This is a genomic window from Streptomyces sp. NPDC090994 (assembly GCF_044768905.1).
GTDB lineage: Bacteria > Actinomycetota > Actinomycetes > Streptomycetales > Streptomycetaceae > Streptomyces.
Genome location: NZ_JBIVWS010000004.1, coordinates 526,418 through 547,620 on the forward strand (window position 1 = coordinate 526,418; position 21,203 = coordinate 547,620).

Consider the following 21,203-nt stretch of genomic DNA (forward strand, 5'->3'; position numbering starts at 1 on the left):
CCGGGCGCTTTATATCGGGCATACGAGCTTCTGCCGGGCTTCTCAGTCGGCGCTCAGGAGCCTCTCATGGTCGGCCGTAATGCTCGTGGACATGACCGAGAGCATCCGCCGCGACGGCGAGTACGAGACCTCCGAGAACCCGTACGCCAACCCCTACGAGGGCGCCCAGCAGCACGCCTACGCTCAGCAGGCCGCCGCGGAGGGTGAGTACCAGACCTCCGCCGTGAACCCCGAGTGGCCGCCCCCGCCGGCCCAGCCGCCCGTCGCGCTCGCCGTGGACGGGGCTCCGAAGAAGCGCGCCCGGCGCCCCTTCGCTCTGCTGGCCGCGGTGGCGATCGTCGCGGCGGCGGTCGGCGGCGGCACCGCCTACGGCATCCAGGAGCTGACCGGCAGCGACACCGTCGTCTCCAGCTCCACCAGCGCCAGCGTGGTGCCGTCCAGCCAGAAGGGCACGGTCTCCGGGGTCGCCAAGGCGGTCAGCCCGAGCATCGTCGAGATCAGCGCCACCTCGTCGGCCGGTTCCTCCACCGGCTCCGGCGTGATCATCACCAGTGACGGCGAGATCATCACCAACAACCACGTCGTCTCCGGCGCCACCTCCGTCAAGGTCTCCACCAGCGACGGCAAGGAGTACACCGCCGAGGTCGTCGGCACCGACGCCTCCAAGGACCTGGCCCTGATCAAGCTCCAGGACGCCTCCGGGCTGACGGCGGCGACCCTCGGCGACTCGGACGGCGTGCAGGTCGGCGACGAGGTCGTGGCGATCGGCTCCCCCGAGGGCCTGACCGGCACGGTGACCAGCGGCATCGTCTCCGCCCTCAACCGCGACGTGACCGTCTCCACGGACGAGAGCCAGCAGCAGCAACAGCAGCAGGGCGGCGGCAGCGGTCAGTGGCCGTTCGAGTTCGGCGGCCAGGAGTTCAACGGCGACACCGGCTCGTCCACGACGACGTACAAGGCGATCCAGACCGACGCCTCCCTCAACCCGGGCAACTCCGGCGGCGCGCTGATCGACATGAACGGCAACATCATCGGCATCAACTCCGCGATGTACTCGGCCTCCGGCTCCTCCTCGTCCTCGTCCGAGGCGGGCAGCGTGGGCCTGGGCTTCGCGATCCCGATCAACACCGTCAAGGCCGACCTGGACACCCTGCGGGCCGGCGGCACCGACAGCTGAGGAGCAGCGCCATGATCGAGCAGGTCTCCCACCCGGTCACCGGCACCGACCCGGCCGGTTTCGCCCTGGCCCTGGAGGTGGCGTCGGCACTGCACCCGCCGGCGCCCCGGGCCCCCGAGCTGGCGCCCCGCCACCACCGGGCCCCGCACGCCCCGGCCCGCCGCCGCGGCGCCGTACGCGGCTGAGTCCCCGCTTACGCTGAAGGGGTCCAGCCCCGTCCCCCACCGCACCCGAGGAACACCGAGCCATGAGCCCCGCAGAAGGCGACCGTGACACCCAGCGCATCCTGATCGTCGACGACGAACCGGCGGTCCGCGAAGCCCTCCAGCGCAGCCTCGCCTTCGAGGGGTACGACACCGAGGTCGCCGTGGACGGCGCCGACGCCCTGCAGAAGGCGGCGGCGTACCGGCCCGACCTGCTGATCCTCGACATCCAGATGCCGCGGATGGACGGCCTGACCGCCGCCCGCCGCATCCGCGCCACCGGCGACACCACCCCGATCCTGATGCTGACCGCCCGCGACACCGTCGGCGACCGGGTCACCGGCCTGGACGCCGGCGCCGACGACTACCTGGTCAAGCCCTTCGAACTGGACGAACTCTTCGCCCGCGTCCGGGCCCTGCTGCGCCGCAGCTCCTACGCGGCGGCGCAGGCCGCCACCGCCGACGAGAACGACGACGTCCTCGCCTTCGCCGACCTGACCATGGACCTCTCCACCCGCGAGGTCACCCGCGCCGGACGCTCCGTCGAGCTGACCCGCACCGAGTTCACCCTCCTGGAGATGTTCATGGCGCACCCGCGCCAGGTCCTCACCCGGGAGCAGATCCTCAAGGCGGTCTGGGGCTTCGACTTCGAGCCGTCGTCCAACTCCCTCGACGTGTACGTGATGTACCTGCGCCGCAAGACCGAGGCGGGCGGCGAGCCGCGCCTGGTCCACACCGTGCGCGGCGTCGGGTACGTGCTGCGCCAGGGCGGCGCGGAGTGATCAAGCGGCTGCGCTCCCTGCCCCTGCGCTCGCGGCTGGCCCTGCTGGTCGCGGCGGCGGTCGCCTTCGCGGTGGCGGCCGTGTCGGTGACGTGCTGGTTCATCGTGCAGGGGAAGCTGTACGACCAGCTCGACGCCGATCTGCGCAAGGCCACGGCCCTCACCGACCCCAAGCAGGTCGGCCAGATCCGGGAGGCCCTCGCCACCTGCACGCAGACCCCCCGCGAGGGCGGTTTCGGCACCACCTACTCGCAGATCGTCACCGCCGACGGCACCACCTGCCTGTTCACCAACTCCTACGGCGAGGTCAAGGTGACCGACGCCGACGAGAAGGTGATGCAGCAGTCCTCGGCCGGTGAGGGCATCCTGCGCAACGGCACCGCCGAGGACGGCAAGGCCCTGCGCGTGCTCACGGTGTCGCTGCCGCTGACCGACCAGCGCACCCAGGCCCGTGCCGACGCGGTCCTCATCGCCGCCGTCCCCCTGGACGGCACCCAGTCGACCCTGAACGACCTGGCCCTGCTCCTCCTCCTCGTCTCCGGCATCGGCGTGATCGGCGCCGGCGCGGCGGGTCTCGCCGTCGCCCGCGCCGGACTGCGCCCCGTCGACAAACTCACCGAGGCCGTCGAGCACGTCGCCCGCACCGAGGACCTGAGCGTCCGCATCCCGGTGGACGACGACAGCGAGGACGAGATCGCCCGCCTCTCGCACTCGTTCAACTCCATGACGTCGTCCCTGGCCAACTCCCGCGAACTGCAACAGCAGCTGATCGCGGACGCGGGACATGAGCTGCGTACGCCGTTGACGTCACTCCGCACCAACATCGAACTCCTCACCCGCAGCGAGGAGACCGGCCGCCCGCTCCCCGAGGCCGACCGCAAGGCGCTGCTCGCCTCGGTGAAGGCGCAGATGACGGAACTGGCCGCCCTCATCGGCGACCTCCAGGAACTCTCCCGCCCCGACACCGGCCAGCACGCGGGCCGCACCCAGATCGTCGCCTGGCAGGAGACCGTCGAGTCGGCCCTGCGCCGGGCCCGCCTGCGCGGCCCCGAGCTGACCATCACGGCGGACGTCGAGCCCTGGTACGTACGCGCCGAGCCGGCCGCGCTGGAACGGGCGGTGGTCAACATCCTCGACAACGCGGTGAAGTTCAGCCCCGAGGGCGGCACGATCGACGTCCGCCTCACCGCCGGCACGCTCACCGTCCGCGACCACGGTCCCGGCATCTCCGCGTCCGAACTCCCCCACGTCTTCGACCGCTTCTGGCGCTCGGAGTCGGCCCGCTCCCTCCCCGGCTCGGGCCTCGGCCTGTCCATCGTGGCCCGCACGGTCCAGCAGGCGGGCGGCGAGGTCACCCTCGCCCCGGCCCCCGAGGGCGACGGCACGGTGGCGGTGATCCGGCTGCCGGGGGCACCTGTGCCGCCGCCGGACTCCTCGCCGGAGGGGGACGGGGAGGACGGGGGTCAGGGGTGACCGGCGGGCTCCGCTCGCTGCGCCCGGTAGCGGATGCGGGACGCCTCTTCGAGGAGTGCCCTGGCCTCGGAGACGTTCGCTGACTCCGCCGCACGGTGCTCAAGGTCTTCCAGGCGGCGGTGCAGGGCCTCGTGCCCGTGGGCCGGCGCGAGTGCCGCGCCGGTGTCGGGAATGATCACGCGGCCCGCTCCGCGCGGGCCCGTGCCTTCTCGGCTGCCGTCGCGTACACGTTGGCCGGCACGTCCGGTCCGTTGTCCAGTTCCTCGTCGCTGAGCGTGCAGCCCAGCCGGTCGCGCAGCACCTTACGGGTGGCCGCCACCCGCTCCACGATCTGCCCGGCCGTCGGCTCTCGCGAAGCGAGCTGTTCGACGAGCTTCCCGAGTGTCACGCCCCGCTCCCTGGCCAGCTGCGCGAGGTGGTCGCGGGCCTCGCGGGACACCTGAATGGTCGTGGTGTCTGCCATAGCGACGCCATAGCGCCGCCATGCCCCGGACGCGGCAACCTCGTGCCGCTCGGCTGCGACCTGCGGGTGTCATGTACGCCCTCGCACTGATCGGAAGCAGCAGATGAGCCACCCCCATGGCCGCACCGCCCTGACCGCTCTCCTCCCGCTGACCCTGACCGCCGCCACCCTGGCCTACGCGACGGAGGCGAACGGGCCCGTCGTCACGGACGCCGTGAGCGCCGCCGCGACCACCCTCACCGTCGCCAAGGACGGCTCCGCCCAGTACACGACCGTGCAGGCCGCGGTGAACGCCGTCCCCGCGAACAACGCCTCCCGCGTCGTCATCGCCGTCGCGCCGGGCACCTACCGCGAGCTGGTCAAGGTCCCCTCCAACAAGCCGCACGTCACCATCCAGGGCACGGGCGCGTCCCGCAAGGACACGGTGATCGTCTACAACAACGCGGCCGGCACGCAGAAGCCCGACGGCTCCGGCACCTACGGCACCGGCGGCAGCGCCACGGTCGCCGTCGAGGCCGACGACTTCCAGGCCCGCAACCTCTCCATCACCAACGACTTCGACGAGGCCGCCAACCAGTCCCTCTCCGGTCACCAGGCGGTCGCCCTGCGCACGGCGGCCGACAAGGTCTTCCTGGACGGCGTCATCGTCACCGGCGACCAGGACACCCTGCTCCTCGACACCGCCGCCAAGGACAAGCTGGGCCGCGTCTACGTCTCGGACTCCTACGTCCTCGGCAACGTCGACTTCATCTTCGGCCGCGCCACGGCGGTGATCGACCGCTCCGTCATCACCCTGCGCAAGCGGTGGGACGGCTCCTCCGCCGGTTACGTCACCGCCCCCAGCACGGCCGCCGACCGCAAGGGCATCCTCATCGCCAACTCCACGGTCAACGGCGACGTGTCCAGCGCGTCCTTCTATCTCGGCCGCCCCTGGCACGCGGGCGGCGACGCGACCCTCGACCCCCAGACGACGGTCCGCAACACCAACCTCAGCGCGGCGGTCAAGTCGACGCCGTGGACCGACATGAGCGGCTTCTCCTGGAAGGCCGACCGCTTCGCCGAGTACAGGAACACCGGCGCGGGCGCGGGCTCCGCGAGCACCGACCGCCCCTTCCTGACCGACGCCCAGGCAGCCGACCAGGAGGTCGCTGACTGGCTCGGCGACTGGACGCCTACGGCATCCTGACCCCACCGACGAACGCCGCCCAGGCGTCCCGCCCGAACACGATCACCGCCCCGTCCGTGACTTTGCTGTCTCGGACGGGGACGAGGGTGGGGAAGCCTTCGGCCATCTCCAGGCAGTTCGTCCCTCCCCCGTCGCTGTAGCTCGACTTACGCCAAGTGGCGAGGCTGAGGTCGGGGGCGTGGGTCATGTACGGGGCGCTTCCAGTGCGTCGAGGAAGCCCACCCAAGACGACGCCCCAAACACGATCACCGGTCCGTCCGGGGTCTTGCTGTCACGGACGGGGATCACGGCCGGGTAGCCTTCGGCGACCTCGACGCAGTTCGAGTCACCGCCGTCGCTGTAGGAGGACTTGCGCCACACGGCCGTGGTGAGGTCCGGCATCCGGTTCATGTTCTGCACTCCTTCAGAAGGCGCTTGAGAAACGCCGTCGACTCCTGCGGAGTCAGCGCCGCATCTCTGACCAGATCGTAGGACAAGCGAAAAGACAAGACCTTGTCCGGATCGTCGGTCAGCTCACCGAACCCGTTTCCCTCCACGTAGGCAACCGGGTCTCCTACGCGTTGCCACATCAGCGTCAGGTCGCTGTTCATCAGGTCGTGCACACCAGCCGTGTAGGGCAGCACTTGCAGGGCGACCGACGGCAGTTCCGCCGAATCCACCAAGTGCGACAACTGGTCAGCCCACACCTTGGTATCAGGAACCGGACGCCGTACCGCGCCTTCATCCAGGATCACCCGGATGTGAGGCGTCGGGACTCGGTGCAGGAGTTCCTGGCGCCCCATGCGCGCGGCCACCTGCTCCTCGATCACATCGCCGTTGCCGACAGCCGTCTGGGCTCGGGACAACCCTGACAACACGGCACGTGCGTACTCCTCGGTCTGCAGCAGTCCCGGCACGCGTAGCTGGAACTTCCACATGACCCGCGCGGTCGACTCCAGCTCCATGTATCCCTGGTACTTGCCTTTGATCACCTCTTTCCGGGCGTCGCTCCACAGGCCGACCAACAGGTCCCCCGAGCCGTGATACCGGTCCAGGTCCTCCATGACCGCCCGCTTGGAGAGCCGTTCACCCGTCTCCAGGCGGTACAGATAGCTCTTGTCGTACGACGTCTCCTCGGCGAGCTGCCCCAGTGACTTGCCCGCCTTCTCGCGCAGAAAACGAAGCGTCCGCCCCAAGAGCACGCGCTTCGACACCCCTTCACCGAGCGAGTGTTCGTCCATGCCGCCCCCTCTCCCTTGCCTGGCGCACCGACAACGCCAGCCCTCTTCACGAGAGTACGCACGGACAGTGACAGTGGAGACGCGAACCGTAATCACACGTGCGAGGAGCCCTCCATGACCTACCGCCTCCTGCCCTGGACCACCCCCGAAGGCAACCCCTGTTACCTCAGTACCGACGGCGGCCCGGACTCCCTCATGTCCCGTGTCGCCGATGACATCGAGGCGGCCCAGCTGGCGTCCGGCACGCAGGTGTTGGCCGGAGCCCGAGCCGTGCTGGGCGACCAGAAGGCCGGCGAACGTGCCCTCCGTTTCGCGCTGGCGCGAGCCGTCGAGTCGTTGGAGGAGGTGCTGCGGGTGGCGGTCAGCCGGGGAGGGCGGGCAGCGGGCGGTTCGTGACCGCCAGACGCGCGTACGTCCCGCCGCGCGCGACCAGTTCGGCGTGTGTCCCCGACTCCACCAGCCGTCCCCCGTCCACCACCAGGATGCGGTCCGCGTCCGGCGCCAGCGTCAGGTCGTGGGTGATCATCAGCGTCGTACGGCCGGACACCAGGCGGCGCAGGGGCTGGACCACCTGGCGGGCGGCGATCGCGTCGAGGCCGGCGGTGGGTTCGTCGAGGATCAGGACGGGCGACGCGCGGAGCATCGCGCGGGCGATGGTCAGCCGCTTGAGCTGGCCGCCGGAGAGGGCGGCCGTGCCGGGGGCGATCAGGGTGTCGTAACCGGCGGGGAGGGCCGCGACGAAGTCGTGGGCCGCCGCCGCGCGCGCCGCCGCCTCGATCTCGTCCCGCGTCGCGCCGGGGCGCCCGCACGCGATGTTCTCGCGGATCGTGCCGTGGAGGATCAGGGTCTCCTGGGGCAGGAGGGTCACCTGTTCCCGCAGGAAGTCGAGGCGCAGGTCCCGCAGCGGGACGCCGTCCAGGCAGATCATGCCCGCCGTCGGGTCGTAGAAGCGGGTGAGGAGCTTGGCCAGGGTCGACTTGCCGGCGCCGCTGGGGCCCGTGACGACGACCAGTTCGCCGGGGCGGGCGGTGAACGCCAGGTCGCTCAGGGAGGGCCGGTCGGCCTCCGGGTAGCGGAAGGTCACGTCGTGGAAGGCGACCCAGCCGCGGACCGGACCGGGGGTGACGGGGACGGCCGGGTCCGTCACGGCGGGCCTGGCGTCCAGGATCTCGCCGAGCCGCTGGGCGCCGGCGGTGGCCGCGGTGAGGGTCAGGCCGAGCTGGCCGAGGCTGCGGACGGGCGGGTAGAGGTAGCCGATGAAGGCCGCGAAGGCGAGCAGCTGGCCGAGGGTCATGCGGTCGGCGGAGATCTCCCAGACCCCCAGGCCGATGACCGCCAGCACGCACAGCGTCTCGACGACCTCGACGAACTGCTCGTACAGCTCGCTCAGCCGGGCGCCCCGCACCGACGCCTTCATCCAGGCGCGGGCCTCGCGGTCGAGGCGGGCCTCCTCCGCGCCGCGCCGGTTGTACGCCTGGGTGAGGACCACGTTGCCGAGGGCCTCCTCCACCACCGACGTGATCGCGCCGTCGGCGACCCGCTCGTCCGTGGACGCCTTCTTGATCCGGCCGGCGAAGCGGCGGGCGGCGAGCAGGAAGAGGGGGGCCAGGACGAAGGTGGCGAGGGCGAGGTCCCAGCGGAGCCAGAGGGCCGCGGCGGCGTAGAAGACCGCCGAGAAGGCGGCGGAGACCGTGCCGACGACCCCGGACACGACCATCTGTTCGATGGCCTCCACGTCCCCCGTCATCCGTTCCACCAGGTCACCGCGCCGGTGCCGCTGGAAGAAGTGCGGGGGCAGGGTCTGGAGGTGGCGGAAGACGCCCGCGCGCAGCCGCAGGACGAATCTCTCGGCGGTCCAGGTGGCCAGGGAGTTGCCGAGGTAGCCGACCACCGCGCCGAGCACGGCGACGGCCAGCCAGCCGCCGGCCGGTCCCCAGAAGGCGGAGAGCGAACCGGCCTTCAGGGCGTGGTCCGTCAGCTCCGCGAAGAGCAGGATCGACGCGGTCTCGGCGAGCGCGGCGACCACCACGCAGGCCACGACGACCACCAGCCAGCGGCGGTCGCCGCGGGTCAGCGGCCAGAAACGGCGGAACGCCGCACGGACTTCCCTCATGATCGGCTCCTTCTCTGCTCCGGACATGCCCGAGGCGGGGCCCCGGAGCGCGTACGCTCCGGCGGCCCCGCCTCGTGAGCGGCCTCAGCCCTGGCGGGAGACCGGACGGCGGCGGTTCGACGCGGCCTGCTTCGGGGCGGCCTTCTTGGGGGCGGCCTTCTTCGCCGGCTGGGCGGCGGCCTTGCGGTTGTTGTTCTTCTTCACGGGGGCGACCTTGTGGAAGCTCATGAGTGGTTCCTCTCTGTACTGCGGTGTGGGTGAGGTGTGACGGGTGCGGTGCGGTGCGGCTCAGCCCTGGCGGGAGACCGGACGGCGGCGGCTCGACGCGGCCTGCTTCGGCGCGGCCTTCTTCGGGGCGGCCTTCTTCGCCGGCTGAGCGGCGGCCTTGCGGTTGTTGTTCTTCTTCACCGGCGCGACCTTGTGGAAGCTCATGAGTGTCCCTTTCCCCTGCGATTTCTTATGCGTGTTTTATGTGAACCACCTGGCACCTCATAGGAGCCAAGTATGCGTCATCCTTTACGGCTGTGAATCAGATCAGCCCTTGTTGCCGACCGGACGGCGCTTCTGCGCGGCCTTCTTCGGCGCCGGCTTGGTGGCCTTCTTGGCGGCCTGAGCGGCGGGCTTGCGGGTCTTCTTGACCGGGGTGACCTTGTGGAAGCTCATGATGTTCTCCTTCGTTGTTTGCTTTGGTGTCGTTCGCTGTCGACATGGAAAACACTACGGGACGCCGACCCCGAAAAGCGCCGATTCCGCTGAGACCTCGATTAATTGGAGCTGAGATCAGATTTCAGGAGGGAAAGGGAACCGGGCGGGAACTGACACAGAATTTAGGCAGCGAAAAGCCCGGCAGGGACACCGCGTGTCCCTGCCGGGCCGTGGAACCGGGCGCGGCAGCCGCTACCGCACGATCGTGATCCGGTCCGCCGCCGGCGGCGCCAGCGGGGCCGACGCCGACGAGTTGGCCGTCAGGTACTGCTCCAGTGCCGTCAGGTCGTCCGCGCCGACGACGTCGTTCGTGCCCTGGCCCAGGGTCGTGAACCCGTCACCGCCGCCCGCGAGGAAGCTGTTGCTGGCGACGCGGTAGGTGGCCGCCGGGTCGATCGCCGCCCCGTTCAGCCGGATCGAGTCGGTCACCACCCGGTCCGCGCCCGTCTTCGTCAGGTCGAGGGTGTACGTCAGCCCGTCCGACACCTGGAGGATCTTCGGCGCCGCCTCGTTCGTCCCGCTCACCTGCTCCTTGAGCACCTGGATCAGCTGCGCTCCGGTGAGGTCCTGGAGGTTGACGGTGTTGGCGAACGGCTGCACCGTGAAGCCCTCCGCGTACGTCACCACCCCGTCCCCCTCGGCGCCGCTCGCCGCGTAGGTCAGCGGGGCGCGGATGCCGCCCGGGTTCATCAGCGCGAGGTCGGTCTCCGGGTCCAGTTCCCTGCCGTGGGCGAGCTGCGCGTCGGCGATCAGGTCGCCGAGCGGGGACTCGGTGCCGGTGTTGCCGATGTCGCCGGAGATCCAGCCGACGGCCCGGTTGCCGATGGGCGCGGCCAGCGCGTTCCACTTGCCGATCAGCGCGGTCATGTCGGGCGCCTTGGCGACGTCCCGGGTGACGACGTGGTTGGCCGACTCCACCGCCGTACGGGCGATGTCACCGGTCCGGCGGTCGTAGGTCAGGGTCGTGTCCGTGTACAGGCGGCCGAAGGAGGAGGCCGAGGTGACCATGCGCGGGTTGCCCGCCGGGTCGTCGATCGTGCAGACGTACGCGTTGTGGGTGTGGCCGGTGACCAGCGCGTCCACCTGGGGCGTGACGTTCTTCGCGATGTCGACGATCGGCCCGGAGATGCCGTCCCCGGCGCCGGGCGAGTCACAGTCGTAGTTGTAGGAGGAGGACGCCGGGTAACCGCCCTCGTGCACCAGCGCGACGATCGACTTCACGCCCTGGCGCTGGAGCACCTTGGCGTACTTGTCGATCGTCTCGACCTCGTCCTTGAAGGCGAGGCCCTTGACGCCCTCGGCGGAGACGATGCCGGGGGTGCCCTCCAGGGTGACGCCGATGAAGCCGACCTTGACGCCGTTCTTCTTCCACACCCAGTACGGGGCGAGGACCGGCTTGCCGGTCTTCTCGTCGAGGACGTTGGCGGCGAGGTAGGGGAAGTCGGCGCCCTTGAACTCCTTGTCGGTGTAGCAGCCGTCGGTGGGGTGGCAGCCGCCGTTCTGGAGCCGGGCCAGCTCGGTGGCGCCCTCGTCGAACTCGTGGTTGCCGACGGAGGTGACGTCCAGGTCGAGCTTGTTCAGCGCCTCGATGGTGGGCTCGTCGTGGAACAGCCCGGAGATCAGCGGGGAGGCTCCCACCATGTCGCCGCCGGCCGCGGTGATGGAGTACGCGTTGCCCTTGCGGGCCTGGCGCAGGTGGGTGGCGAGGTACTCGACGCCGCCCGCGTCGATGGTCTCGGTCGTGCCGTCCTCGTGGGTCTCGGTGACCCGGCCGCTGGAGCCGGCCGGGGGCTCCAGGTTGCCGTGCAGGTCGTTGAAGGAGAGGAGCTGGACGTCCTGGTACCGGCTCCGCTGATGCCCGTGGCCGCCCTTCTCCCCCGCGCCGGCCGGCAGCGCGGCGGCGGTGAGCGAGCCCACGGTGAGGGCCCCTACGGCCACCGCGAGCAGACGGGTGGTCCGGCGTCTGCGGCGCGGATCGTGCGGTGAGTGTGCGTTGGCTGGTGGCATGACGGCCCCCTGTGGGTGTGCTGGGAACAGGTGGGCGCAGCCTAAGGTCGACGCGCGTAGCGCGACAGGGGGGCGCGGGTTACATCCTGGTTTACGCTCCGCCGCCGTCACACCGCCCCCCGGCCGGTCCCGGCGCTCTACCCTCGTACGCATGACCAGCGACGACACCCTGCGGCCCGGCCGCCCCCGTTCGATCGACACGTACGACGCCCTCACCGCCGAGCAGACCGAGGCGGTCCTCGCCCTGCTCGCCGAGGCCGCCCGCACCGACGGTCAGCAGGCCGTGTCCGAGCAGGGCCGGCTCCACCTGCGGGGCGAGGCCCGCGAAGGCGTATCGCACTTCCTGCTGACCGTCGACGGCGAACTCGTCGGCTACGCCCAGCTGGAGGGCACCGACCCGGTGGAACCCCCGGCCGCCGAACTGGTCGTGCACCCCTCCCGGCGCGGGCAGGGACACGGGCGGGCGCTGGGGTCGGCGCTGCTCGCCGCGTCCGGCAAGCGGCTGCGGGCGTGGGCGCACGGCGGGCACTCCGCCGCGCGGCACCTGGCCCAGGTCCTCGGCATGACGCTCTTCCGCGAACTGCGCCAGATGCGGCGCCCGCTGACCGGCCTCGACCTGCCCGAACCGGTGCTGCCCGAGGGCGTGACCGTCCGGACCTTCGTGCCCGGGCAGGACGACGCGGCCTGGCTCGCCGTGAACGCCGCGGCCTTCGCCCACCACCCCGAACAGGGCTCGCTCACCCAGCGCGACCTGGACGACCGGATGGCCGAACCGTGGTTCGACCCGGCCGGGTTCTTCCTCGCCGAACGGAAGGGCGAACCGGTCGGCTTCCACTGGACGAAGGTGCACGCGGCGGAGGGGCTCGGCGAGGTGTACGTCGTCGGCGTCCGCCCCGACGCGCAGGGCGGCGGCCTCGGCAGGTCCCTCACCACGATCGGCCTGCGGCACCTGGCGGAACGGGGGCTGCCCACGGCGATGCTGTACGTCGACGCCGACAACGGGGCGGCGGTGTCCGTGTACGAGCGGCTGGGGTTCGTGACGTACGAGACGGACCTGATGTACCGGACGGAGACGTGACCGGACGGAGACGTGACCGGACGGAGACGTGACCGGGCGGGGCGGGCGGGGCGGGCGGGGGACGGTACGGCGGGGCGACTCGCGCCCCTGACCGGCCGTCACCTGCCCGCCCCGGCGGCACCGGCGGCACCGGCTGTCCCTTCCGTCACCTGCCCGTCCCGGACGCACCGGCCGCACCGCCCGTCCTTCCGTCACCTGCCCGTCCCGGCTGTCCCGGCTGTCCCGGCTGTCCCGGCCGCACCGCCTGTCCCTTCCGTCACCTGCCCGCCCCGGCCGCACCGGCCGCCCCGGCCGCACCGGCCGCCCCGGCCGCACCGCCTGCCCCTTCCGTCACCTGCCCGTCCCCGGCCGGGTCCCGGCCGGGAGCCGCCGCCTCCCCCACCCCCGCCGCACCGGCTCCCGCGCGGACGCCGCCCACACCGCCGCCGCTGCCGCCAGGGCGACGGCCCAGCGGTCGTGGGACTCCGCCCAGCGCGGGTCGCCGCTCTGGACGAACACCGCCCAGCTGTCCGGCACGAACAGGGGGCTGACGACCGCCGCGACGAGCAGGGCCGTCGCCACGGCCCGGCCGGGGCGGGTCCGGTCGGTCAGCCGGACCACCGCCGCCGCCGCGGCGAGCGCCAGCAGGGCGACGGCCCCCGCTTCCAGGGTGATGCCGCCGGCCGGCGGACGTACCTCCGCGGGGACCAGGAACAGCACCGCCGTCCACCACAGCGCGACCAAGGGCGCGACCAGCGCGGCCCGCAGGGCCTGCCGGGCCGGGCGCGGGACCGGGACGGCGGCCGTGGTGTGCCGGGCGGGGTCGTCCAGGAGGGACGCCAGGCCCAGCCCGCCGGCCAGCGCGGCGCCGCGCAGCGCGAGGAGCGCCGCGTGGGGCGACGGTTCGCCGCCGCCGGTCCACCGCGCCACCGCGACGAGCAGCAGCCCCACGACCCCGGCCGCGCCCAGCGCCCACCACGGCACCGTGCGCCCCACCGGCCGCACCAGCTCCGACGCCACGCCGTTCACCACCCTCACTCGCCGCCCCCTTCGTCCCGTCACCGTCACGCGCCGCACGAGTCGGCCTCGTCCGGCCCGGCGACCCCCAGCAGCTCGGCCGCCCGTGCCGTCGTCAGCTTCGGGGAGGTCAGCTCGCCCCAGTGCTCCCGGACCTTCGCCGCGACGCCGTCCGCCGGCTTCTCCAGCAGGCGCCGTACGACGTCCGTCTGACCGGCGGTCATGCTCAGCGGGTCGGTCGGCGACAGGACGATCGCCGAGCCCTGGACGCTGTCGTCGAGGCGGACCCGGCGCAGGGCGTCCATCGGGTCGTCCTGCCAGCCCAGGGCGAGCCACATGACGGTCACCATCCGCCCGTCGCACATCTCGCTGCCCGCCTGCTCGCTGCCCGCGACCAGCACGGCGGCGACGGCGGCGGAGAACTCCGGCACCCGGTTGCCGCCCCACTCGGTGCCCACGGTCACCTGGTCGCGCCGGGTCAGCGGGGGGATCGCGGAGTCGCTCGCCAGGCCGTAGCGGGCCTCGATCCGCTGCCGTACGAGCAGGGAGCGGTCGCGCGCCTCGTCGCCGGTGAGCGACCGCACCCGGTCGACCACGCCGGCCCAGTCAGCGGTGCGCGGCATCCACTCCTCGAAGGCGCAGTACGTCGTCCCGTCCCGTTCGACGCACTTCTGCTCCTTCTCGGGGCTGACCGAGGCCCGTTCGCGGGCGGCGACCAGCTCCGCGGACTCGCCCCGGGACTGTGCGACGCCCCCGACCAGGCCCATCACCAGCGCCACCGCGAGCCCCGCCTTGACGGCCGCGCCCCGGCCGCCGCCGGCCAGCACCGCGAGGAAGGCCAGGCACAGCGCCACACCCGCCAGGTACAGGGCGTGCCAGGCGGCCGGGCGGCCGATCAGGTCGGAGGGCAGGGGCTGGCCGCCGGACGTGGAGACGACCGGGCTCAGCCAGGCCCCGGCCTCACCGCCGAGCGGCAGGCTGCCGAGCATCGAGGTGAACAGGAAGAACACGCCCAGCAGCGGCGCCGCCCACGCCGAGGCCGCCACCCGGGCCAGCAGGATGCCGCCCGCCCCCAGCAGCAGTACGGTCAGCGGCCCCACCAGCAGTTCGGCCGGCGAACCCTGCCCGACCGCCCCCGGCTTGAGCGCCTCCCAGCCGAACTGCCCGCCCACGAACACCGCGGTGAGCAGCACCACCGGCACCAGCGACAGCACGTGCGCCGCCGTACGCCGCCCGCGCGGCATCACCAGGGCCCCGAACCACTCCTCGGTGTGGTGCCGACGGGAGCGCAGCGCGGCGAAGTTGGCGCTCAGCAGCACCGCGAAGCCGACCAGCAGCGGCCAGCCCTGCGTCGACCGGTCGGCGTCCTGGAGGACCGGGAAGCCGTCCCACGACGACCGGGTCCGCCACACGATCAGGACGGCGTACAGCACGAAGGCGATCAGCACCGGCACGCTCAGCACCAGCCGCCGCGCCTCCAGCCGGGCCAGCTCGAACACGGCTCGCACCCCACCGCCGTTCGCCCGGCCGTCCACCGCCACCGGCGTCTCCTCCAGCACCGCGCTCATGCCGCCACCTCCGCGCCCGAGCCCGCGCCGTCGAGGACCAGCAGATAGCCGTCCTCCAGGGTGGGTTCGACCAGATCGGCCCCGTCCGGCGGATCACCGACGTGCCGGAACTCCCCCGTTCCCGTGCGCCAGACGGCCTTCGCCCCGCCCTCCCGCCGCGCACTGCGCCACACCCGCCCGGCCGCCCGCGCGGTCAGCTCGGCCGGCGTCCCGTCGAACCGGATGCCCCCGTCGGCCATCACCAGCACCCGCCGGCACAGCATGGCGACGTCCTCGGTCTGATGGGTGGACAGCAGGACGGTCCGCCCCTCCCCCGCCTCCGCGATCAGCTCCCGGAACCGCATCCGCTGCTCGGGGTCGAGCCCGACGGTCGGCTCGTCCAGCACCAGGAACCCGGGGTCACCCACCAGCGCGGCGGCCAGCGCGACCCGCTGCCGCATCCCGCCGGACAGCTTCCTGATCCGCCGCCCCCGCACCTCCCCGAGCCCGACCTCCTCCAGCACCCGCCGCACCTCGCGGTGGCGGGCGCCCCGGTCGGTCATCTCCTTCAGGACGGCCACGTAGTCCACGAACTCGAAGGCGGTGAACCCGGGATGGAAGCCGGGCGTCTGCGGCAGGTACCCCAGCCGCCGCCGCACCTCCTGCCGTCCGCCCGCGGTCCCCGGGTCGTGCCCCAGCACGGTGAACGCGCCCTCGTCCGCGGGCACCGCCGTGGCCAGCACCCGCAACAGCGTCGTCTTGCCAGCCCCGTTGGGCCCGAGCAGCCCGGTGACCCCCGGCGACAGCCCCAGCCCGACGTCGTCGAGGGCGCGGGTCCGCCCGTAATGCAGGCGCAGCCCGGAGGCAGAGACAGTGATGGTCATACGAAACTCCCGTAACCCGAACGACGAAGAAAGGTCAGTGAACGAACCGCGACCGGTCGAACCGGTCCCGCACCGCGAACAGCACCCCGGCGGCGACCACGGCCACCACCGCGCACACGCCCTGCCCGGCCGCCGTGAACGGCACGAGCGGCCCGTCACCGGACTCCCGGACCGCCTCGGCGACCAGCAGCAGCCCGATCCACGCGCCCCCCACCACCGAGGGCGCGACCACCGGCCCCAGCCGCGGCGTCAGCGCCAGCCCGCCCCCCGTCAGGGCCAGCGCGGGCAGCAGCCAGGCCAGCGCCCGCAGCCCGTAGCCGGGCAGTGCCAGCGTGGCCAGACCGTTCAGCCCGATCCCCACGGCCAGCACGGCGACCGTGCGGATCATCAGCAGCCGGAACCCGTGCAGCGGCGCCACCACCGCGATCTCGTACGCCGGGTCCAGCGCGGGCCCGTACGACAGGGCCACCCCGGCCAGCGGCAGCAGCGGGGCGAGGGCGAGGAAGAGCGTCGGCGTCCCGTCCGGCGACCCGGACGCCAGCACCGCCGCCACGGTCATCGCCAGCATCGCCGCGACCGCGCCCAGCCACGACCCGCGCAGCACCGGCGTGGCCGTCAGCAGCCGGGCCACGTGGTCGGGCACGCCCAGCCGCACCAGCAGCCCCTCGCACCACCCCGCCCGCGGCGCGTCCAGCTCGGCGTCGAGCCGCTCCCACCCGGCGTCCAGTGCCACCGGATCGGTGACCTCCGCCAGCACCGCACGGCACCGCGCGCAGGCGGCCAGATGGGTGTCGGCGGACCACAGCGCGGGCGGCGCCAGCCCACCCCCCGCGTAGGCCCGCAACTCCTCCTCCGGCACGTGCCAGCCGCCGTCGATGTACGCCGTCATGCCAGGGCCTCCCGCAGTTGCTTGCGGGCCCGCATCGCCCGCGTCTTGACCGTGCCCGGCGGAATGCCGAGCAGGACGGCGGCCTCGCGGGTGGTCAGCCCGTCGACGACCGTCGCCTGGAGCACCGCGCGCAGTTCCGGGGAGAGCCGGACGAGGGCGCCCGCGAGGTCCCCGTGCTCGACGCCGGCGAGCACCCGCTCCTCCGCCGACACCTCGTCCCGGTGCCGCAGCCGCGCCAGCGCCTGCCGCAGCCGCCCGCGCGCCCCGTCCCCGCGGAGTACGTCGATCAGCCGCCGCGACCCGATACGCCACAGCCACCCGGCGACGTCCCCGTCCTCCCGGTACCGCGCGCTGCCGCGCCACACCGCGAGGAAGGTCTCCTGCACCACGTCGTCGACGACGCCCGGATCGGCACAGCGGCCCCGCAGCCGGGCCGTCAGCCACGGCGCGTACCGCCGGTACAGCTCCTCGAAGGCCCGCCGGTCACCGTCGCCCGCGACGGCCCGCAACAGCTCCCCGTCGCTTCTCGTTCCGCTCACGTCTCCTCATCGCACGACACCCCCCGACCGGTTCACCCCACCCCACCAGCCCAGCCGCACGACGCCGCACCCGCCTCACGACGGAAGCGCCCCCCGCACCCCCACGACCCGCAGCCGCACGACGGCGGGAGCGGGTCGTGGGGGTGCGGCGCAGCCCGCCGCTTACCCGGTCGCCACAGAGGTGACGACTCCCCCCACCCGGGCGTCCATCCGGCGGCGGGCTCGCCGCACCCCCACGACCCCGACCCACCCACCACCCCGTGCGCACGCCCACCCCATACACCCGCCCACACCCCCAAGCCGCCCCCCGCTATCCCCCACGCCATCTCCCCGTAACCATCGATTCAGACGAGCTTGCGACGCTCACCGAATGAAGCCCGCCGTGCCAGAGCCTTCACCGCCCCCGGAGGGAACCCCGCGCCCGCCCGTTCCTTCCGACGCGCCTGTCCTGCTCGGTGCGCGGAAGAATAGGTCCATGAGTCAGTCGAACCCCCAGGCAGAGGTCCAGCACACGCAGCCCTCCGTGGGCTCCATCGCCGCGCACCGCCCGCACACGATCGCCGCCGCGGTCTCCGACCTGGAGCCCGACCTGGACTCCGACCTCGATGCCTACGAGGACGACCTGGACGAATCCCAGGCCACCGGCGTCGGCAGCGGCAGCGGCTACGGCAACGGCAGGGCCACCCGCCTCCCCCGGAACCGCTTCCTCGACCGCGAGCGCAGCTGGCTGGCGTTCAACGAGCGCGTCCTGGAGCTGGCCGAGGACCCGAACACCCCGCTCCTGGAACGCGCGAACTTCCTCGCGATCTTCGCCAGCAACCTGGACGAGTTCTTCATGGTCCGCGTCGCGGGCCTCAAGCGTCGCATCACCACCGGCGTCGCCACCCGCTCCGCCTCCGGCCTCCAGCCCCGCGAGATCCTGGAGATGATCTGGGCCCGCTCGCGCGAGCTGATGGCCCGGCACGCCGCCTGCTTCCACGAGGACGTCCTGCCGGCCCTGGCCGAAGAGGGCATCCACCTGGTCCGCTGGAGGGAACTCGCGGAGAAGGAGCAGGCCCGCCTGTTCACCCTCTTCCGCCACCAGATCTTCCCGGTCCTGACCCCCCTCGCGGTCGACCCGGCCCACCCGTTCCCGTACATCTCGGGCCTGAGCCTCAACCTCGCGGTCGTCGTCCGCAACCCGGTCACCGGCCACCGCCACTTCGCCCGCGTCAAGGTCCCCCCGCTGCTCTCCCGCTTCCTGGAAGCCTCCCCGGGCCGCTACGTCCCCATCGAGGACGTCATCGCCGCCCACCTGGAAGAACTCTTCCCCGGCATGGAGGTCCTGGAGAGCCACGCCTTCCGCGTCACCCGCAACGAGGACCTCGAAGTAGAGGAAGACGACGCCGAGAACCTCCTCAAGGCGCTCGAAAAGGAACTCATGCGCCGCCGCTTCGGCCCCCCGGTCCGCCTGGAGGTCGAGGAGAGCATCGACCGTGAGGTACTGGACCTGCTGGTCCGCGAGCTGAAGATCACCGAAGCCGAGGTCTACCCCCTCCCCGGCCCCCTGGACCTCACCGGCCTCTTCCGCGTCCACAGCCTGGACCGCCCGGAGCTGAAGTACCCGAAGTTCGTCGCCGGCACCCACCGCGACCTGGCCGAGGTCGAGTCCGCCTCCGCCCCCGACATCTTCGCCGCGCTGCGCAGCCGCGACGTCCTCCTCCACCACCCGTACGACTCGTTCTCCACCTCCGTACAGGCGTTCCTGGAGCAGGCCGCCGAGGACCCGGACGTCCTCGCCATCAAGCAGACGCTGTACCGCACCTCCGGCGACTCCCCCATAGTCAACGCGCTGATCGACGCCGCCGAGGCCGGCAAGCAGGTCCTCGTCCTGGTCGAGATCAAGGCCCGCTTCGACGAGCACGCCAACATCAAGTGGGCCCGCAAGCTCGAAGAGGCCGGCTGCCACGTCGTCTACGGCCTGGTGGGCCTCAAGACCCACTGCAAGCTCTCCCTCGTCGTACGGCAGGAGGGCGAGACCCTCCGCCGCTACAGCCACGTCGGCACGGGCAACTACCACCCGAAGACGGCCCGGCTCTACGAGGACCTCGGCCTGCTCACCGCGGACCCGCAGGTCGGCGCGGACCTCTCCGACCTCTTCAACCGCCTCTCCGGCTACTCCCGCCGGGAGACGTACCGCCGTCTGCTGGTCGCCCCCAAGTCGCTCCGCGACGGCCTGGTCTCCCGCATCCACAAGGAGATCCAGCACCACCGCGCCGGCCGCCCCGCGTACGTCAAGATCAAGGTCAACTCCATGGTCGACGAGGCGGTGATCGACGCCTGCTACCGCGCGAGCCAGGCGGGCGTCCCCGTCGACGTGTGGGTGCGCGGCATCTGCGCGGTGCGCCCCGGCGTGGACGGCCTGTCGGAGAACATCCGGGTCCGCTCGGTGCTCGGCCGGTTCCTGGAGCACTCCCGGGTCTTCGCGTTCGGCAACGGCGGCGAGCCGGAGGTGTGGTTCGGCAGCGCCGACATGATGCACCGCAACCTCGACCGCCGGATAGAAGCCCTGGTCCGGGTCACCGACCCGGCCCACCGGGCGGCCCTGTGCCGCCTGCTGGAGACCGGCATGTCCGACACCACCGCGTCCTGGCACCTCGGCCCGGACGGCGAGTGGACCCGGCACGCGACCGACGCGGACGGTCACCCCCTGCGCAACGTCCAGGAGATGCTCATAGACGCCCGGAGGCGCCGGCGTGGCACAGCGACACCTTGAACCGACGCACCCCCCGTCCCGGCCGGCCCCGTCCGGCCCACCCCCGCTGCCCGGCCCGGCGCCGGCGGACAGCTCTGTGCAGGTGGACAGCCCGATGCAGCCGGACAGCCCCACGCGGAAAGACAGCACCGCGCAGGCGGACACCCCGCCCCGGCCGGACACCCCGCCCCGGCCGGACGGCCCGGTGGACGCCGACGCCCTCGCCCGCTACCTGCGCGCCCAGGCCACGGAGTTCCTCCGCGCCCTGCGCCTGCACCGGGAGAACGGCGCGGGCGCGCACACCGCGGACGGCTCCGTCGACGCGGCCCGCGCCCTGCGCCGCGCGGCCCGCCGGATCAGCGGCAGCCTGCACACCTTCCAGGCGCTGCTCGACGGCGCCTGGGCGGAGGACATCCGCCCCGAGCTGGCCTGGCTGTCGGGCACGCTGGCGATGGAGCACGCGTACGCGTCCCGCCTCGAACGCCTGCTCCAGGCCCTGCACCGGCTGTCGGGCGTCTCGGCCTTCCCGGACCTGCCCCCGGGCGTCCCCGCCCAGCAGGCGGCCGGGACCGAGCGCGGCGCCCTCACCGTGGGCGCGGCCAAGGCGGGCGCCCTGCTGGACCGCCAGCTGACCCTGGCCCGCACCCGGGCCCACTCCACGGCGCTGCAAGCCCTGGGCAGCAGCCGCTTCCACGCGGTCGCCGACAAGGTCGCCGTCCTGGCCAGCGACGTCCCGCTGGCCACCGGCGCGGCCGGCGCCGACCTGCGCCCGCTGGCCGCCGCCGCCGAGGACCGCCTCACCGACGCCGTGGCCGCGCTGCCCCTGGTCACCGCCGGCAGCCCTTACAACGCGGAAGCCCTGGTCCACGGGCTGTCCCCGGACCCGTCCCCGCATCCGCAGGACGCGCCCTGGCACCAGGTACGCCTGCTGCTGCGCCTGCACCGCTACGCCCGTGAGGCCGTCACCGGCGGCGACGCCCCCGTCGGCGTACGCCTGCTCGCGGCCGGCGAGGCCCTGGACCGGCACCGGGACGCCGCGGAGGCCGCCGCGGCCGCCGCCCAGGCGGCCCGCACCCCCCGGATCGCCCCGGCGACGGCGTACGCGCTGGGCGTGCTCCACGCCGACCAGCGGCATGAGGTGGAGGCGGCGCGGTACGCGTTCCAGCACTGCTGGCGCAAGGAAGCCGTCGGCACGCCGTAGGCCCGGC

Annotated in this window: 24 protein-coding genes; 9 read left to right on the plus strand and 15 right to left on the minus strand. The window is 72.8% G+C overall.

The annotated features are described in order from the left end of the window. Positions 1–91: 91 nt before the first annotated feature. The 4 genes from ACIQR3_RS12625 to ACIQR3_RS12640 all read left to right on the plus strand — a co-directional run bounded on the left by ACIQR3_RS12625 (position 92) and on the right by ACIQR3_RS12640 (position 3,634). Positions 92–1,177 (plus strand): S1C family serine protease, encoded by a 1,086-nt coding sequence (locus tag ACIQR3_RS12625; RefSeq protein WP_403537700.1) that lies wholly within the window; start codon positions 92–94, stop codon positions 1,175–1,177. An 11-nt stretch (positions 1,178–1,188) separates the two neighbouring features. Further along, the gene (locus tag ACIQR3_RS12630) at positions 1,189–1,362 is read left to right on the plus strand and encodes a hypothetical protein (protein WP_403537702.1); all 174 of its coding nucleotides are present in this window, start codon (positions 1,189–1,191) and stop codon (positions 1,360–1,362) included. 62 nt (positions 1,363–1,424) lie between these two features. Next, entirely contained in the window at positions 1,425–2,162 is a 738-nt protein-coding gene (locus ACIQR3_RS12635) for a response regulator transcription factor (protein WP_403537704.1), read from the plus strand. Beyond that, entirely contained in the window at positions 2,159–3,634 is a 1,476-nt protein-coding gene (locus ACIQR3_RS12640) for a sensor histidine kinase (protein WP_403537706.1), read from the plus strand. Before ACIQR3_RS12635 ends, ACIQR3_RS12640 begins: the two co-directional genes overlap by 4 nt. Here ACIQR3_RS12640 and ACIQR3_RS12645 read toward each other — a convergent pair. Next, positions 3,625–3,813: a hypothetical protein gene (locus ACIQR3_RS12645; protein WP_403537708.1), complete on the minus strand. Its 189-nt coding sequence runs from the start codon at positions 3,811–3,813 to the stop codon at positions 3,625–3,627. The two genes, ACIQR3_RS12640 and ACIQR3_RS12645, sit on opposite strands and share 10 nt — an antisense overlap. Next, positions 3,810–4,097, minus strand: a complete 288-nt coding sequence (locus ACIQR3_RS12650; protein ID WP_403537710.1) for a hypothetical protein — start codon at positions 4,095–4,097, stop codon at positions 3,810–3,812. Before ACIQR3_RS12650 ends, ACIQR3_RS12645 begins: the two co-directional genes overlap by 4 nt. A gap of 103 nt (positions 4,098–4,200) precedes the next feature. Here ACIQR3_RS12650 and ACIQR3_RS12655 point away from each other — a divergent pair, with 103 nt between their 5' ends. Continuing rightward, on the plus strand, positions 4,201–5,283 hold the full coding sequence (locus ACIQR3_RS12655) for a pectinesterase family protein (RefSeq protein ID WP_403537712.1): 1,083 nt from the start codon (positions 4,201–4,203) through the stop codon (positions 5,281–5,283). Here the strand turns inward: ACIQR3_RS12655 and ACIQR3_RS12660 are convergent. The 3 genes from ACIQR3_RS12660 to ACIQR3_RS12670 are packed head-to-tail and all read right to left on the minus strand — an operon-like array spanning position 5,270 to position 6,503. Then, positions 5,270–5,470, minus strand: a complete 201-nt coding sequence (locus tag ACIQR3_RS12660; protein ID WP_403537713.1) for a DUF397 domain-containing protein — start codon at positions 5,468–5,470, stop codon at positions 5,270–5,272. The genes ACIQR3_RS12655 and ACIQR3_RS12660 overlap by 14 nt on opposite strands. Further along, positions 5,467–5,673 carry a DUF397 domain-containing protein gene (locus ACIQR3_RS12665; protein ID WP_403537715.1) on the minus strand — a complete coding sequence of 69 codons (207 nt, stop codon included), beginning with the start codon at positions 5,671–5,673 and terminating at the stop codon, positions 5,467–5,469. The genes ACIQR3_RS12660 and ACIQR3_RS12665 overlap by 4 nt, the downstream gene beginning before the upstream one ends. Further along, on the minus strand, positions 5,670–6,503 hold the full coding sequence (locus ACIQR3_RS12670; RefSeq protein ID WP_403537717.1) for a helix-turn-helix domain-containing protein: 834 nt from the start codon (positions 6,501–6,503) through the stop codon (positions 5,670–5,672). The genes ACIQR3_RS12665 and ACIQR3_RS12670 overlap by 4 nt, the downstream gene beginning before the upstream one ends. Positions 6,504–6,617: 114 nt before the next feature. Here ACIQR3_RS12670 and ACIQR3_RS12675 point away from each other — a divergent pair, with 114 nt between their 5' ends. Further along, positions 6,618–6,899: a hypothetical protein gene (locus tag ACIQR3_RS12675; RefSeq protein ID WP_403537719.1), complete on the plus strand. Its 282-nt coding sequence runs from the start codon at positions 6,618–6,620 to the stop codon at positions 6,897–6,899. Here ACIQR3_RS12675 and ACIQR3_RS12680 read toward each other — a convergent pair. The 5 genes from ACIQR3_RS12680 to ACIQR3_RS12700 all read right to left on the minus strand — a co-directional run bounded on the left by ACIQR3_RS12680 (position 6,865) and on the right by ACIQR3_RS12700 (position 11,328). Continuing rightward, positions 6,865–8,616 carry an ABC transporter ATP-binding protein gene (locus tag ACIQR3_RS12680; protein WP_403537721.1) on the minus strand — a complete coding sequence of 584 codons (1,752 nt, stop codon included), beginning with the start codon at positions 8,614–8,616 and terminating at the stop codon, positions 6,865–6,867. The genes ACIQR3_RS12675 and ACIQR3_RS12680 overlap by 35 nt on opposite strands. Before the next feature lie 84 nt (positions 8,617–8,700). Further along, positions 8,701–8,844 (minus strand): hypothetical protein, encoded by a 144-nt coding sequence (locus ACIQR3_RS12685; RefSeq protein ID WP_403537723.1) that lies wholly within the window; start codon positions 8,842–8,844, stop codon positions 8,701–8,703. Positions 8,845–8,904: 60 nt separating this feature from the next. Next, the gene (locus tag ACIQR3_RS12690) at positions 8,905–9,048 is read right to left on the minus strand and encodes a hypothetical protein (RefSeq protein ID WP_403537725.1); all 144 of its coding nucleotides are present in this window, start codon (positions 9,046–9,048) and stop codon (positions 8,905–8,907) included. Between the two features lie 102 nt (positions 9,049–9,150). Then, complete coding sequence (locus ACIQR3_RS12695) at positions 9,151–9,279, minus strand: hypothetical protein (protein ID WP_285442525.1); 129 nt, start codon at positions 9,277–9,279, stop codon at positions 9,151–9,153. A 234-nt stretch (positions 9,280–9,513) separates the two neighbouring features. Further along, positions 9,514–11,328, minus strand: coding sequence for a bifunctional metallophosphatase/5'-nucleotidase (locus ACIQR3_RS12700; RefSeq protein ID WP_403537727.1), 1,815 nt, complete (start codon positions 11,326–11,328; stop codon positions 9,514–9,516). A gap of 151 nt (positions 11,329–11,479) precedes the next feature. Between ACIQR3_RS12700 and mshD the strand changes: the two genes are divergently transcribed. Continuing rightward, positions 11,480–12,406, plus strand: a complete 927-nt coding sequence (gene mshD, locus ACIQR3_RS12705) for a mycothiol synthase (RefSeq protein WP_403537729.1) — start codon at positions 11,480–11,482, stop codon at positions 12,404–12,406. 330 nt (positions 12,407–12,736) lie between these two features. Here the strand turns inward: mshD and ACIQR3_RS12710 are convergent, their stop codons facing one another. Genes ACIQR3_RS12710 through ACIQR3_RS12730 form a run of 5 tightly spaced genes read right to left on the minus strand, consistent with a single transcriptional unit; the run spans position 12,737 to position 17,261 of the window. Beyond that, entirely contained in the window at positions 12,737–13,423 is a 687-nt protein-coding gene (locus ACIQR3_RS12710) for an ABC transporter (RefSeq protein WP_403537731.1), read from the minus strand. A 26-nt stretch (positions 13,424–13,449) separates the two neighbouring features. After that, on the minus strand, positions 13,450–14,970 hold the full coding sequence (locus ACIQR3_RS12715; RefSeq protein WP_403537732.1) for an ABC transporter permease: 1,521 nt from the start codon (positions 14,968–14,970) through the stop codon (positions 13,450–13,452). Then, positions 14,967–15,833, minus strand: coding sequence for an ABC transporter ATP-binding protein (locus tag ACIQR3_RS12720; protein WP_403537734.1), 867 nt, complete (start codon positions 15,831–15,833; stop codon positions 14,967–14,969). The genes ACIQR3_RS12715 and ACIQR3_RS12720 overlap by 4 nt, the downstream gene beginning before the upstream one ends. Before the next feature lie 34 nt (positions 15,834–15,867). Next, complete coding sequence (locus ACIQR3_RS12725) at positions 15,868–16,722, minus strand: zf-HC2 domain-containing protein (RefSeq protein WP_403537735.1); 855 nt, start codon at positions 16,720–16,722, stop codon at positions 15,868–15,870. Then, on the minus strand, positions 16,719–17,261 hold the full coding sequence (locus ACIQR3_RS12730) for an RNA polymerase sigma factor (RefSeq protein ID WP_215166708.1): 543 nt from the start codon (positions 17,259–17,261) through the stop codon (positions 16,719–16,721). The genes ACIQR3_RS12725 and ACIQR3_RS12730 overlap by 4 nt, the downstream gene beginning before the upstream one ends. A gap of 370 nt (positions 17,262–17,631) precedes the next feature. Between ACIQR3_RS12730 and ACIQR3_RS12735 the strand changes: the two genes are divergently transcribed. After that, positions 17,632–20,016 (plus strand): RNA degradosome polyphosphate kinase, encoded by a 2,385-nt coding sequence (locus ACIQR3_RS12735; protein ID WP_403537738.1) that lies wholly within the window; start codon positions 17,632–17,634, stop codon positions 20,014–20,016. 94 nt (positions 20,017–20,110) lie between these two features. Beyond that, positions 20,111–21,196: a CHAD domain-containing protein gene (locus ACIQR3_RS12740; protein ID WP_403537740.1), complete on the plus strand. Its 1,086-nt coding sequence runs from the start codon at positions 20,111–20,113 to the stop codon at positions 21,194–21,196. Positions 21,197–21,203: the final 7 nt, after the last annotated feature.

Coding starts and splice junctions, on each gene's coding strand:
- ACIQR3_RS12670 (WP_403537717.1), bottom strand. CDS start 6,503: ATGGACGAACACTCGCTCGGTGAAGGGGTGTCGAAGCGCGTGCTCTTG.
- ACIQR3_RS12630 (WP_403537702.1), top strand. CDS start 1,189: ATGATCGAGCAGGTCTCCCACCCGGTCACCGGCACCGACCCGGCCGGT.
- ACIQR3_RS12685 (WP_403537723.1), bottom strand. CDS start 8,844: ATGAGCTTCCACAAGGTCGCCCCCGTGAAGAAGAACAACAACCGCAAG.
- ACIQR3_RS12625 (WP_403537700.1), top strand. CDS start 92: ATGACCGAGAGCATCCGCCGCGACGGCGAGTACGAGACCTCCGAGAAC.
- ACIQR3_RS12740 (WP_403537740.1), top strand. CDS start 20,111: ATGCAGCCGGACAGCCCCACGCGGAAAGACAGCACCGCGCAGGCGGAC.
- ACIQR3_RS12715 (WP_403537732.1), bottom strand. CDS start 14,970: ATGAGCGCGGTGCTGGAGGAGACGCCGGTGGCGGTGGACGGCCGGGCG.
- ACIQR3_RS12680 (WP_403537721.1), bottom strand. CDS start 8,616: ATGAGGGAAGTCCGTGCGGCGTTCCGCCGTTTCTGGCCGCTGACCCGC.
- ACIQR3_RS12660 (WP_403537713.1), bottom strand. CDS start 5,470: ATGACCCACGCCCCCGACCTCAGCCTCGCCACTTGGCGTAAGTCGAGC.
- ACIQR3_RS12725 (WP_403537735.1), bottom strand. CDS start 16,722: ATGACGGCGTACATCGACGGCGGCTGGCACGTGCCGGAGGAGGAGTTG.
- ACIQR3_RS12690 (WP_403537725.1), bottom strand. CDS start 9,048: ATGAGCTTCCACAAGGTCGCGCCGGTGAAGAAGAACAACAACCGCAAG.
- ACIQR3_RS12695 (WP_285442525.1), bottom strand. CDS start 9,279: ATGAGCTTCCACAAGGTCACCCCGGTCAAGAAGACCCGCAAGCCCGCC.
- ACIQR3_RS12655 (WP_403537712.1), top strand. CDS start 4,201: ATGAGCCACCCCCATGGCCGCACCGCCCTGACCGCTCTCCTCCCGCTG.
- ACIQR3_RS12635 (WP_403537704.1), top strand. CDS start 1,425: ATGAGCCCCGCAGAAGGCGACCGTGACACCCAGCGCATCCTGATCGTC.
- ACIQR3_RS12720 (WP_403537734.1), bottom strand. CDS start 15,833: ATGACCATCACTGTCTCTGCCTCCGGGCTGCGCCTGCATTACGGGCGG.
- ACIQR3_RS12665 (WP_403537715.1), bottom strand. CDS start 5,673: ATGAACCGGATGCCGGACCTCACCACGGCCGTGTGGCGCAAGTCCTCC.
- ACIQR3_RS12700 (WP_403537727.1), bottom strand. CDS start 11,328: ATGCCACCAGCCAACGCACACTCACCGCACGATCCGCGCCGCAGACGC.
- ACIQR3_RS12650 (WP_403537710.1), bottom strand. CDS start 4,097: ATGGCAGACACCACGACCATTCAGGTGTCCCGCGAGGCCCGCGACCAC.
- ACIQR3_RS12735 (WP_403537738.1), top strand. CDS start 17,632: ATGAAGCCCGCCGTGCCAGAGCCTTCACCGCCCCCGGAGGGAACCCCG.
- ACIQR3_RS12675 (WP_403537719.1), top strand. CDS start 6,618: ATGACCTACCGCCTCCTGCCCTGGACCACCCCCGAAGGCAACCCCTGT.
- mshD (WP_403537729.1), top strand. CDS start 11,480: ATGACCAGCGACGACACCCTGCGGCCCGGCCGCCCCCGTTCGATCGAC.